The following is a 12,682-nucleotide window of genomic DNA, read 5'->3' on the forward strand; positions in this document are numbered from 1 at the left end:
ACGCCGGGCGCGACGCCGATACCTCGCGCACGCACCGCCGGGCGGCGTCGGCCGTTCCAGGCCCCCCCGATCCACCCCGTGCCACCCCGTGCCGTACCTCGACAACTTCACCCCCCACATGAGGAGACAGACGATGTCCACCACTCCATCAGGTCCGCGGTCGACAGCATCTCCGCACGAGGAGCGCCTGCTGATCGACGGAGAACTCCGCAGCGCCGCGGGCAGCGGCACGTTCGAGGTGCTCAATCCGGCGGACGGCACCGTTCTGGGCAAGGTCGCCGACGCCGGCCGGGAGGACATGCTCGACGCGATCGCCGCGGCCCGGCGCGCGTTCGAGGAGACGGACTGGGCCGTCGACCGGCAGTTCCGCAAGCGCGCCCTGACCCAGCTCCTCGACGCGCTGGTCGAGGAGAAGGACGAACTGCGCGAGGAACTCATCGCAGAGGTCGGAACTCCGCGCATGCTCACCTTCGGTGCCCAGCTGGAGGAGCCTCTGAAGCTGCTCCAATGGCACATCGACCACATCGACCGGTTCGAGTGGGTGCGCCGACTCGACGACACCGTCAACCGGTTCACCAACGAGCCCGGCGAGCGGTGGGTGGTCAAGGAGCCCATCGGCGTCGTCACCGCCATCACGCCCTGGAACTTCCCCTTCAGATTGCTGCTCGGCAAGCTCGCCGGCGCTCTCGCCACCGGCAACACGGTCGTCGCGAAGCCCGCCCCCGAGACACCGTGGAACGCCACTCGCATCGGCCGGCTCATCGCCGAGCGCACCGACATCCCGGCCGGCGTGGTCAACGTGGTGCCGACCAGCAACCTTGACGCGGCCGAACTCCTCCTGACCGACCCGCGCGTCGACATGGTGTCGTTCACCGGTTCCACGGTCACGGGGCAGCGCGTCCTCGAACTCGCCGCGCCGACCTTCAAGCGCACGATGCTGGAGCTCGGCGGCAAGAGCGCGTCGATCATCCTCGACGACGCGGACCTCACGCAGGCCATCCCGCAGGCGCTCGGCGCGCTCGCCCACTCGGGCCAGGGGTGCGCGCTGCCGACCCGGCTGCTCGTGCACCGCAAGGTCTACGACCGCGTCGTCGCCGGCCTGACGCAGGCGTTCCGGCAGGTGTCCTGGGGTGACCCTCAGGACCAGGGCACGCTGGCCGGCCCGATCATCTCGGCCCGGCAGCGTGACCGCGTCGCCGACTACATCCGTATCGGCCGGGAAGAGGGCGCGAGGCTCGCCGTCGGCGGAGGCGTCCCCGACCGCGCGGGCTTCTGGGTGGAACCGACCCTCTTCGTCGACGTCGACAACGACTCCACCATCGCGCAGGAGGAGATCTTCGGGCCGGTACTCACCGTGACACCGTTCGACACCGACGAAGAGGCGATCCGGCTGGCCAACGCCAGCCGGTACGGCCTCGCCGGATACGTCGCGTCGGCCTCGACGGAGCGCGCTCTGCGCATCGCACGCGCCGTCCGAGCCGGCAGTCTCATGATCAACGGTGGCTCGTTCTCCGGCGGGGACGCCCCCTTCGGCGGTTACAAGGCGAGCGGCATCGGCCGCGAGGGCGGCCGCGAGGGCTTCGAGATCCACACCGAGACCAAGACCATCGGGTCCGCGCTCTCGCTGCCCCTTTCCTGACGCAGTCCGCACGCACAGAGGAGCCCCGCGTCCGGCACCGGGCGCGAGTGAGAGGAATCGGACACATGAACGACTACCTTCAGTACACCGGCAAGACTGCGGTCGTGACCGGCACCGCCTCCGGGATCGGCAGGGCGACGGCGCAGCGCCTCGTCGAACTGGGCGCGGAGGTCCACGCCGTCGACTACGCGCCGACCGAGCTGCCAGGTCTCGCCTCCGCGATCCAGGCGGACCTGGCACTGCGTGACGACATCGACCGGGCTTTCGCGAAGCTCCCCGAGCACATCGACGCGTTCTTCGGCGTGGCCGGAGTCTCAGGTCTCCAGCACGACTACAACACGACACTGCTGATCAACTTCGGCGCCAACAAGTACATATCGGACGCGTATCTGGAGGCGCGGATGGGCGACGGTGGCGCCGTCGTCTATGTGACCTCCACGGGCGGTATCAACTGGGAGCGCTACCAGGAGGAACTCGAAGGGCTGATCCACGTCGACGGGTGGGATGCCATCGTCGCGGCGATCGAAGGACTCGGTCTCGACGACCAGCCCGGGCCGGCCGCCTATCCCCTCTCGAAGCGGGTGCTCAACCTGTTCATGGCGCACAGCGCGACCGCACTCGGGAGCCGCGGAATCCGGGTGAACGCCGTGCTCCCGACGAGCACCGAGACCGGTCTGACGTCGGACTTCGCCATGATGGCCGGCGGACGCGCATCGCTTGAGTCGCGTGCCGGCCTGAACCAGCGTCTGGCCACGCCGGAGGAGATGGCGGACCCCGTCGTGTTCCTCAACTCCCATGCGGCGCGGTACATCTCCGGGCACCCGCTCACGGTCGACTTCGGCGCCCGCAACCTGCAGCTCCTCGGCCGCACGGCCGACGCGCTGGACCGCCCGCTCATCGGGAACCCGCAGGCAGCGCGCTCCTGACTCCCCGTACGCCTGCCTGGGGTGCGCGCAGGCCGATGCCCGTCCCGGCCTGCGCGCACCCTCTCCCCTTGCGTCAGGTGGGCGTCCTGTCGTTCTCCAACGCCGACGACCGCGATGTCCTCCCTGGGGCGCATCGAGCGCTACGCACAGCAAACCGGTGACCTGAAACCCGTCGAGGAGCACAGTGAACGAGTCGAGTCTCACGGAGGCGTCCCCCACGTCCCAACGGCAGGTACTGAAGGTGCTCAGCGGCCTGCTCCTCGCGCTCTTCGTCTCGACCCTCAGCAGTACGGTGGTCTCCAGCGCGCTACCGAAGATCATCGAAGACGTGCGCGGGACACAGACCCAGTACACGTGGGTCGTCACCGCGACCCTCCTCACCACGACGGCGACGACCCCGATCTGGGGCAAGCTCGCCGACCTCTTCAGCAAGAAGACCCTTCTCCAAGTCTCCCTCGTCATCTTCGTGCTCGGCACCGTGGCGTCCGGGATCAGCCAGACGGGAGGGCAACTGATCGCCGCGCGGGCCCTCCAGGGCGTCGGCGTGGGAGGCGCGCAGGCGCTCGTCCAGATCGCCATCGCCGCCGTCATCCCGCCTCGCGAGCGCGGCCGTTACAGCGCCTACCTCAGCGGCACCACCTCGACATCGACCATCGGTGGACCGCTCCTCGGCGGTGTCATCGTCGACACCCCGTGGCTGGGCTGGCGGTGGTGCTTCTTCATCGCCGTTCCGCTCGCCGTCGTCGCGTTCTTCCTGCTCCAGCGGACGCTGAACCTTCCTCTGCTGCGCCGTGAGAACGTGCGGATCGACTACCTGGGGGCCACTCTGATCGCCACCGGGGTCAGCGTCCTGCTCATCTGGGTGTCGTTCGTCGACAGCTCCTTCGCCTGGGCCTCGTGGCAGACCGCCGCCATGCTGTCCGGCGGGACGGCCCTGCTCGCCGCCGCCCTGTGGGTGGAGAAGCACGCCACCGAACCGATCGTCCCGCTCGCCGTCGTGCGGCAGCGCACCACCGCCCTGGCCATCCTCGGCAGCCTGGCCGTCGGTACGGCCATGTTCGGCGCCTCGGTCTTCCTGATCCAGTACTTCCAGCTCAGCCGCGGCCGCACCCCCACCGAAGCCGGTCTGCTGACCATTCCGATGATGGCCGGCATCCTGATCGCCTCCATCGTCGCCGGCCGGCTGATCAGCCGGAGCGGGAAGATCAAGCCGTTCCTCATCTCCGGCGCCGCACTGCTCACCGTCGGCTGCGCGGGCCTCGGCGTCATCGACCACGAGACCCCCATGGTCTTCCTGGCCGTGTCGATGCTGTGTGTCGGGATGGGCGTCGGCATGACACTGCAGAACTTCGTACTCGCCGTGCAGAACACCGTGCCGCTGAAGGACATCGGGGCGGCGAGCTCCACGGTGACGTTCTTCCGATCGCTCGGCGGAACGGTCGGCGTCGCCGTCCTCGGCGCCGTCCTGGCCCGCCAGGTCGAGGACGGGACCGCGAGCGGTCTTGCCTCCGCCGGGCTGTCCGGCGTGGACTCGAACTCTCCCGCGATGCGGGAGATCGTCCGCGTCGCGTACGGTGACGCGACGGCACACGTCTTCCTCCTCGCGGCCGCCGCGGCCCTTCTCGCCGTCATCGCCGCCGTCCTCCTCGAACCGGTCAACCTGCGCAGCAGCCTCGACCTGCCTGAGAAGACCGATGAAGCAGTGGCCGCGGCGCCCGATCCCGACCAGGGCACACGTTCGAGCACGTGATGCCGATGTACCCCGCCACTGCCGCACCGGGAGGATCACGGTAGGCCACAGGCCGACCGACGTCCGGGTACCGGCCCTCGCCGCATCCTGCGCCTGCGCGAGCACGATCAGCTGACACGGGCCCTGCTCTGCCGCGCCGTCCGGGCGCGGCAGGACAGGGTCGACCAGCGAAGCGGAGCGCGGTGGGCCATTCCGCCACGACTGCTCGGTTCAACGCTCGTCATCGATGTGTGGCCAGCGGATCGAGGAACGTCAGCACGGAGGCGTCCTCCTCGATCAGCGGCGTGAGGGCGGCGTTGAACGGGGCGCCGTACGGGGCCTCCAGGTGTGCCTTGAAGGCGTCCTCGTCCCGGTAGACCTCGAAGATCCAGTAGGCGCGCGGGGCGGCCGCCTTGGTGTAGACGTCGAAGGCCAGGTTGCCTTCCTCCTCGCGCACCTTCAGGGCGTACTCCCGGATCAGGCGGGCGACCTCGTCCTCCGCCCCCTCTCGGGCGGTGAACTCGGCGAGCAGGGCTTTCGTCATGTTCGTGTCCTTGTCAGTGGGTGCGGTCGAGGTGGCGGACGGCGTACGGTCCGTCAGGCGTCGCTTGCGGTCGCGAACAGCGCCAGCTGGTCACGCCATGGCGGGTTGGGGCCCGCGACCGAGCACGTCAGGGCGGCGACCCGGGTGGCGAACCGGCAGGCTTCCGCGACATCGTCGAGACCGAGATCGGCCAGCCGGCCGCCGAGGCTTCCCCGGGCGGCGAGGTGGTGCAGCAGCCCGGCGGTGAACGAGTCCCCCGCCCCCACCGTGTCGACCACCTGTGTCGTCACCGCGGGCACCCGCAGCCGTTCGCCGTCGAGTGAGGCCAGGGCACCGTCGGCGCCGAGTGTGATCACGACGAGTCGTACCCCTGCGGCGTGCCAGGTGTCGCATGCCTGCTCCGGCGTGGTGCCCGGCAGGAGCAGTTCCAGGTCGTCCTCACTCAGCCGCAGGATGTCGGCGAGGGCGCACCAGTGGGCCAGCCTGGCGCGGTACACGTCGGGGTGCACCAGCAGCGGCCGGACGTTGGGATCGATGCTGATGGTGGTCCGGCGAGAGGCCGCTGCCAGGAACTCCTCCACCACCGCCCCACCGGGCTCACGGACCAGGGCCAGCGACCCGGTGTGCACACAGGCCGTTTCGGACAGGTCCACCCCCGTCAGCTCCCCCGGCGTCCACTGCCAGTCGGCCGTGTTCTGCGCGTGGAAGGAGAACGCGGCCTGCCCCCGGGCGTCCAGCTCCGCCACGGCCAGCGTGCTGGGCTCGGCCGCCGCCACGGCGTGCGACAGGTCCACGCCCGATGCCTCCAGGTGGGCCCGGAACAGTCGGCCGAACACGTCGCCGGACAGACGTGCGAGGAAGCGGGCCGGGGTGCCCAGCCTGGCCAGGGACACGGCCGTGTTCGCAGGTCCACCGCCCGGCAGCACCCGCAGGGCGAGTTCGTTCCGGGTGCTCGCGGGTTCGGTGAACGCGTCCGCGACGCACTCCCCCAGGACGGTGATCTGATACGGGCTCATGGGCTGCTCTTCTCTGAGAACGCGCGGGCGGAACGGGCGCGTCGCGGGCAGCCGCTGAGCGGTTTCAGGCGGGCGACGGCCGCGGGCGTTGCCGATTTGTGACGGGTGCAAGGCATTGACGTTGCCTGGAGGCGGAGTCCATCATCCTCGCCATGCAGTGTCAACGATGACATAAGTCAACGATGACACTCCTGGGACGGCATGCCCCGATGCCGGCCGCTCGCCCGCGAACTCGCAGGAGTCGTTCATGTCTCGCATCTCTCGTCTGCCCTCCTCCTTGCTCAGAACCGCTGCCTGCACGGGTGTCGCGGCCCTCGCCCTGACCGCCTGTGGATCCGGATCCGGATCGGGCACCGCGAACGCCGGATCGGGCAGCGTCAAGGTCGGTCTGATCACCAAGACCGACACCAACCCGTTCTTCGTGAAGATGAAGGAGGGCGCGGAGAAGGCCGCCGAGGAGAACGGTGTCGAGCTGTCCACGGCGGCGGGCAAGTTCGACGGGGACAACGCCGGTCAGGTCACCGCCATCGAGAACATGGTCGCCGCCGGGGTGAAGGGCATCCTGATCACGCCGAGCGACTCCAAGGCGATCGTGCCGGCGATCGAGAAGGCCAAGGCCAAGGGCGTCCTGGTCATCGCCCTGGACACCCCGACCGAGCCGGAGAGCGCGGTCGACGCCCTCTTCGCCACCGACAACGTCAAGGCCGGGGAGCTGATCGGCGAGTACGCCAAGGCCGCCATGAAGGGCAAGCCGGCCAAGATAGCCACCCTCGACCTCGCGCCGGGCGTCTCCGTCGGTGTCCAGCGGCACAACGGCTTCCTCAAGGGCTTCGGCATCGAGGAGGGCGACCCCTCCGTCGTCTGCTCCCAGGACACCGGCGGCGACCAGGCCAAGGGCCAGACCGCGATGGAGAACTGCCTGCAGAAGTCGCCCGACATCAACGTCGTCTACACCATCAACGAACCGGCCGCGCTGGGCGCGTACACCGCGCTCAAGGCCAAGGGCCGGGAGAAGGACGTCCTGATCGTCTCCGTCGACGGCGGCTGCACCGGCACCGAGGCCGTCAAGGACGGCAAGATCTCCGCGACCTCGCAGCAGTACCCGCTGAAGATGGCGGCCGAGGGCGTCAAGGCCGTGGCGACGTACGCCAAGGACGGCAAGAAGGCGTCGGGCTACACCGACACCGGTGTCACGCTGATCACCGACAAGGCGCAGGACGGGGTCACGTCCAAGGACACCGCCTACGGCCTGGAGAACTGCTGGGGCTGAGCCGCCGCCCCCGTCTGCCGCCGTTCCCCACTCCTCAGCGGGGCGGCCGGCCCCTCCTCCCCGACCGGGGACGGCCGCCCCCTCGTCCTCCGACCGTCCGACAAGGGCGCACAAGGACTTCTGTCTCCCGACAAGGACCCCGCATGACTGCCACGTCCACGCCGTACGCGGAGCTCAAAGCACCGACCACGATCCGCAGACTGCTCACGCAGCCGACCACCGGCCCGCTGGCCGCCCTCCTCCTGGCCTGCGTCTTCTTCTCCGTCTCGACCGACCAGTTCCTCACCGGCGGGAACTTCTCGCTGATCGTGCAGCAGGTCATGGTCGTCGGTACCCTCGCCATCGGCCAGACCCTGATCATCCTCACCGCGGGCATCGACCTGTCCTGCGGGGCCGTGATGGCGTTCGGCAGCATCATGATCGCCAAGATGGCCGCCGAGGGAAGCCTGCCCCCGTTGGCCGCGATCGCGCTGGGCCTGGTCGTCTGCGGCGGCTTCGGCCTGCTCAACGGGGCGCTGGTGCAGAAGATCCCGCTGCCGCCGTTCATCGTCACCCTCGGCATGCTCAACGTGGCGTTCGCGCTGACCCACATCTACTCCGAGGAGCAGACGGTCACCAACCTGCCCGGCCCCCTGACGGCCCTCGGGCAGACCTTCCCGCTCGGCAAGACCGACATCACCTACGGCTCGCTGGTCACCATCGCCCTGTTCCTGGCCTTCGCCTACGCGTTGAGCAGCACCAGCTGGGGCCGGCACGTCTACGCGCTGGGCAACAGCCCGGAAGCGGCGCGGCTGAACGGCATCCGCACCTCCCGACTGACCATCGGCGTCTACACCGTGGCCGGTCTTCTCTACGGCGTCGCCGCTCTGCTGCTGATCTCCCGCACCGGCGTCGGCGACCCCCAGGCAGGGCAGACCGACAATCTCGACAGCATCACGGCCGTGGTCCTCGGCGGAACCAGCCTCTTCGGCGGACGGGGCTCGGTCCTGGGCACGTTCATCGGCGTCCTCATCGTCGGCGTGTTCCGCAACGGCCTGCAGCTGATGGGCGTCGCCTCCATCTACCAGACCCTCATCACCGGAGTCCTGGTGATCCTCGCGGTGACCGTCGACCAGATCTCCCGGAAGAAGGCCCGATGACCAGCTCCCCCACCCCCGTGCTGCAGGCCCGCGGTCTGGTCAAGCGCTACGGCCACGTCACCGCCATCGACGGCGCCGACTTCGACCTGCTGCCCGGCGAGGTCCTCGCCGTCATCGGCGACAACGGCGCCGGCAAGACCAGCCTCATCAAGGCCCTCACCGGCGCGGTGGTCCCCGACGCGGGCGACATACGCCTCAACGGGAAGCCCATCACCTTCTCCGGACCGCAGAGCGCCCGTGCCCACGGCATCGAGACGGTGTATCAGGACCTCGCCGTGGCCGCCTCCATGGACATCGCCTCGAACATGTTCCTCGGCCGCGAGCTCCGCCGACCGGGCATCCTCGGCAGCGCCTTCCGCATGCTCGACAAGAAGCGCATGCGCCAGGAGGCCGCCGAGCACATGGCCGACCTGAAGATCGGCCTGCGCTCACTGACCCAGTCGGTCGAGACCCTCTCCGGCGGACAGCGGCAGGCGGTCGCGGTCGCCCGCGCCGTCGCCTGGGCCCGCAGTGTCGTCGTCATGGACGAACCCACCGCCGCCCTCGGCGTCAAGGAGTCCGGTCAGGTCCTGGACCTCATCCGCCGCGTCCGGGACAAGGGCATGCCGGTCGTCCTGATCAGCCACAACATGCCGCACGTCTTCGAGATCGCCGACCGGATCCACGTCCACCGGCTGGGCAGGCGCGCCGCTGTGATCAAGCCCTCGGACTACTCCATGGCGGAGGTCGTCGCCATCATGACCGGCGCTCTCAGCGTCGACGAGGCCGGAGATACTGTCGTCGCGGACTCCGCGGCGGCCAAGGCCGCCGGCGTCCAGGCCACCTGAACACACACACTCACAGGTTTCCGGCCGAGGCCGCGGCCGGAACCGACGAGCACAGGAGACAGTTCCCCTCATGGCAGCGAACCGCCGCCCGACCATGGCAGACGTCGCACGCGAAGTCGGTGTCAGCGCCAAGACCGTCTCCCGCGTTCTCAACGAGGACGGATACACCTCGGCCGAGACGAGGGAACAGGTTCTCGCCGCCGTGGCCAAGCTCGGTTTCCAGCCGAACCTCATGGCACGCAACATCCGCGTGGGCGGACCCGACACCACCATCGGCCTGGTCGTCCCCGATCTCGCCAACCCCTTTTTCGGGGCCGTGGCGCGAGGCATCGAGGAAACCGTCCGCGAACGCGGACTGACCCTGCTCATGGGCTCCTCCGCGGACGACCCCGACCGCGAACGCGCCCTGACGGACAAGTTCCTCGCCCGCCGCGTCAGCATCCTGATCGTCGTTCCGTCCGTCGGCGCCGACCACGCCCACCTCAAGTCCCACCGCGCGGCGGGACTGCCCATCGTCTTCCTCGACCGCCCCGGAGTCGGCCTGGCCACGGACAGCATCGTCAGCTCCAACCGGGCGGGGGCCCGGGAGGGCGTCGCCCACCTGATCGCCCACGGCCACCGCCGCATCGGATTCGTCGGCGACCTGCCCGTCACGCTGTACACCCGCCGCGAACGCCTCGCCGGATACCGTGCGGCCCTCCAAGAAGCCGACATCCCCTACGACCGCTCGCTCGTCGCCAACGCCCACGATCAGTCGGGCGCCGAGGCCGCGACCGCCCAACTCCTCGAACTGGCCGATGCCCCCACGGCCCTGTTCGCCGGCAACAACATCATGGCGCTCGGCATCGTCGCCGAACTCGCCCGCGGCAGGCGCAAGGACGTCGCCGTCGTCGCCTTCGACGACGTCTCACTCGCCGAGGCCCTGGAACCGGCCCTGACCGTCGTCGCCCAAGACCCCGAAGAACTCGGCCGCAGCGCGGCGGCCACCGCCCTGGCCCGGCTCGACGGCACCCGCTCCCGGGCGCGCACGATCACCGTTCCCACCCGGCTGATCGTCCGGGGCTCGGGGGAGCAACCGGCGCCCACACCGTAGGCGGCACCCAGCAGGCCGGGTCCGAGGGTGCCGTGCGACGTAGCTGACGAAACGCGCCGTGCCACAAGGCGTGTTCGTGGACGAGGCCGTGCGGCACGCACTACGTGGCCGGGCTGGGCGCGCTCCGCCTACGCCCTTGCCACGCCGCGGCCTTCGCGCCGAGGCCGCGGCGTAGTAACCATGGTTGTTCGAAAGCGTGGGTGGGGCGGGAGGAGACCGCCGAGCAAACCGATCGGTTTCGGTGTGCGAGTCCACGTTCCGGAGGGGCGATGCGTCAGCGCACGCCTGCCGCGTCGAGCAGGGTGGTCACCGTGGGCGCGATGAGCCCTGTCAGCCGGTCCGCGCCGATGCCCGCGCGGGCGCTGCCACCGTCGAAGACCAGGCTGAGCTGCCGGGCCAGCAGACCGGGATCGCCGGCTCCGCCCCGCTCGGCCTCGGCGCGGAAGAAGGCGGTCAGGTTCTCCTTGACCGCATGGGCGACCCGGCTCGCGGGATGGCTCTGGTCCTTGAGCTCGATCTGCGCGGCCAGGAAGGGACAGCCGAAGAACTCGGGTGCGCCCGACCACGCCTCCACCCGCTCGAAGACATGCAGGATCCGCTCCCGGGGTGAGCGGTCGTCGTCCGCCGGGGGCAGGAGCTCCGCCACGTAGGCCGACGTGCGCCGCTCCAGACTCGCCGCCAGCAGTTGGTCCTTGCTCTCGAACAGCTGGTACATCGAGCGCTTCGACACTCCAGCCGCCTTGCACAGCGCCTCCACGCCGATGCCGACGCCGTCGCGGTAGGTGAGTGTGGCCGCCGCCTCCAGCAGCCGCTCCCTGGGGCTTGGTTTCACTTCGGTGGTCATACCGCGAGGTTAACCCAGAGCGGAGCAAAGCGAAACCGATCGGTTTTCAAGGTGGCACCTCCGCACGGCGGGTCGAGTGATGACCCGTCCTGAACAAGGCGGAGGGTGGCCCGCGCTACGCCGGGGTCGCCGCCTTCTCGGGTGCCGTCTCCGCCGGGATGCGGTGCAGCCCCTTGCGGTCGTACCACCCCAGTACGCCGAAACCGAACAGCACGGCCACCAGGAGACCGACGGCCATCATGACCCAGCCCCGGGTCAGTCCCGCGTCGCCCTGGGCGTCGTAGTAGAGGATCGAGCGGATGCCGCCGGTGATCTGCCGCAGCGGCTCGAACTCCGCGAGGAAGCGGAAGAAGCCGGGCAGCGCCTCGACGGGGGTGGTGGCCCCGGACGTCGGCACCGCCATCCCGATGAAGACCAGCGTGACCACCAGCATGCCGGGTGTGCCGAAGACCGCGAGGAGGGTGAGCGCGCCGATCCCGGCGACCGCGATGGCGCACACCGAGAACAGCCACAGCAGCGGCAGATGAGGGGCGTCCATGCCCATGACGCCGACCGCGCCCACCATGACGAGGCTCCCCATCAGCAGGGACAGACCCGCCATGAGGGTGCTGCTGATGGCGAGGGTCTGCACCCGGGTCGCCCGGATCAGGGGGCGGTGCAGGCGCAGCGGGCCCATGTCGTTGTGGGTGTAGCCGAGGGCGTGGTCGACCTGGCCGCTGATGACGTTGGCGGAGAGCATCCCGACGACCACGAGGGTGAGTGCGTAGTAGAACGCCGTCATGCCCAGGCCGCTGCGCGCGTCGAGCGGATGACCGTCCTCGACCGTGACGGCTGCCGGGTCGGCCAGCAGGACGCGTGCCGCGGCGGGCAGCTTCTCCTGCCGCGCGCCGGTCTGGGCGGTCAGCTCCTTGCCCACCTGGAGCGAGGCGTTCTCGGCTGCCTGCGTCGTCGCCGTCCGGGCCAGGCCGGAGCCCAGGCCGCCGGCCGACTGATTGGTCAGCACCGTCAGCGTGGGGCGGTCCGGGGTCCCGGTGGTGGTGGCGCCGGTCAGTGCGGTGACGGAGGAGGTGAAGTCGGCGGGGACGACGAGCGCGCCGTACAGCTTGCCCTGGCCGAGCTTCTCCCTCATCTCCTTCTCGCCCATCACCTGCCAGTCGATCGTGTCCCCGCCCGCGGTGGACTTCTTGATCGATTCGGTGATCCGAGCCCCCAGGTTGACCCGCTCGCCGCCGACCGCGGCCCCCTCGTCGGCGTTGACCAGACCGACGGGCAGCTTCCTCACATGGCCGGCCGGATCGATGTTGGCGCCCACGTAGAACACGGCGAACAGGAGCGCGAGTACGCCGGTGATGACACCGTTGGCGATCCACAGAGGTTTGGCGCGCAGGACGCGGACGGGGTGAATGCCACTCATGACGCACGTTCTTCCGGGTCGGTGGAGGCGGAGCCTTGGCGATGGCCCCGACCGGGCAGGCCGCGACGCACAACGTGCGGTCGGCGCAGGGGGCGCGGCCAAGCGCATGCCCGTACTCGCTCACCTCCGCGTCCACCAGCACCACGGTACACCGATCGGTTTCCGGGCCGCAAGCGCCCAGGCGCCGGTCCTCCGCACCCCTCGAAGGCCTCATGATTCGTCGACCACGGGTCGTGCAGGG

At 69.8% G+C, this 12,682-nt stretch carries 11 protein-coding genes; 7 read left to right on the forward strand and 4 right to left on the reverse strand.

Annotated features, from left to right (window positions below; translation table 11 throughout):
* Positions 1-133: 133 nt before the first annotated feature.
* From K1J60_RS09485 to K1J60_RS09495, 3 genes are all read left to right on the forward strand, one after another.
* On the forward strand, positions 134-1,639 hold the full coding sequence (locus tag K1J60_RS09485) for an aldehyde dehydrogenase family protein (protein ID WP_220645815.1): 1,506 nt from the start codon (positions 134-136) through the stop codon (positions 1,637-1,639).
* Positions 1,640-1,704: 65 nt separating this feature from the next.
* The gene (locus K1J60_RS09490) at positions 1,705-2,565 is read left to right on the forward strand and encodes an SDR family oxidoreductase (protein WP_220645816.1); all 861 of its coding nucleotides are present in this window, start codon (positions 1,705-1,707) and stop codon (positions 2,563-2,565) included.
* A gap of 184 nt (positions 2,566-2,749) precedes the next feature.
* Positions 2,750-4,315, forward strand: a complete 1,566-nt coding sequence (locus K1J60_RS09495; protein ID WP_220645817.1) for an MFS transporter — start codon at positions 2,750-2,752, stop codon at positions 4,313-4,315.
* A 220-nt stretch (positions 4,316-4,535) separates the two neighbouring features.
* Here K1J60_RS09495 and K1J60_RS09500 read toward each other — a convergent pair whose 3' ends face one another.
* Both K1J60_RS09500 and K1J60_RS09505 read right to left on the reverse strand, forming a co-directional pair.
* Positions 4,536-4,838: a putative quinol monooxygenase gene (locus tag K1J60_RS09500; RefSeq protein ID WP_220645818.1), complete on the reverse strand. Its 303-nt coding sequence runs from the start codon at positions 4,836-4,838 to the stop codon at positions 4,536-4,538.
* A 53-nt stretch (positions 4,839-4,891) separates the two neighbouring features.
* Positions 4,892-5,854 (reverse strand): carbohydrate kinase family protein, encoded by a 963-nt coding sequence (locus K1J60_RS09505; protein WP_220645819.1) that lies wholly within the window; start codon positions 5,852-5,854, stop codon positions 4,892-4,894.
* Positions 5,855-6,101: 247 nt separating this feature from the next.
* On the opposite strand from K1J60_RS09505, the gene K1J60_RS09510 reads away from it, so the two are divergent.
* From K1J60_RS09510 to K1J60_RS09525, 4 genes are all read left to right on the forward strand, one after another.
* Positions 6,102-7,124: a sugar ABC transporter substrate-binding protein gene (locus tag K1J60_RS09510; protein WP_220645820.1), complete on the forward strand. Its 1,023-nt coding sequence runs from the start codon at positions 6,102-6,104 to the stop codon at positions 7,122-7,124.
* Positions 7,125-7,267: 143 nt separating this feature from the next.
* A complete protein-coding gene (locus K1J60_RS09515; RefSeq protein WP_220645821.1) occupies positions 7,268-8,263 on the forward strand; it encodes an ABC transporter permease in 996 nt (331 codons plus the stop codon).
* Positions 8,260-9,090: an ATP-binding cassette domain-containing protein gene (locus tag K1J60_RS09520; protein ID WP_220645822.1), complete on the forward strand. Its 831-nt coding sequence runs from the start codon at positions 8,260-8,262 to the stop codon at positions 9,088-9,090. The genes K1J60_RS09515 and K1J60_RS09520 overlap by 4 nt, the downstream gene beginning before the upstream one ends.
* Positions 9,091-9,160: 70 nt before the next feature.
* Positions 9,161-10,183 (forward strand): LacI family DNA-binding transcriptional regulator, encoded by a 1,023-nt coding sequence (locus K1J60_RS09525; protein ID WP_220645823.1) that lies wholly within the window; start codon positions 9,161-9,163, stop codon positions 10,181-10,183.
* A 274-nt stretch (positions 10,184-10,457) separates the two neighbouring features.
* Here the strand turns inward: K1J60_RS09525 and K1J60_RS09530 are convergent, their stop codons facing one another.
* Together K1J60_RS09530 and K1J60_RS09535 are read right to left on the reverse strand one after the other, a co-directional pair.
* Entirely contained in the window at positions 10,458-11,027 is a 570-nt protein-coding gene (locus tag K1J60_RS09530; protein ID WP_220645824.1) for a TetR/AcrR family transcriptional regulator, read from the reverse strand.
* A 115-nt stretch (positions 11,028-11,142) separates the two neighbouring features.
* Complete coding sequence (locus K1J60_RS09535; RefSeq protein ID WP_220645825.1) at positions 11,143-12,441, reverse strand: SNG1 family protein; 1,299 nt, start codon at positions 12,439-12,441, stop codon at positions 11,143-11,145.
* Positions 12,442-12,682: the final 241 nt, after the last annotated feature.

The sequence above is a fragment of the Streptomyces akebiae genome (assembly GCF_019599145.1).
In the GTDB taxonomy this organism is placed as follows: Bacteria; Actinomycetota; Actinomycetes; order Streptomycetales; family Streptomycetaceae; genus Streptomyces; species Streptomyces akebiae.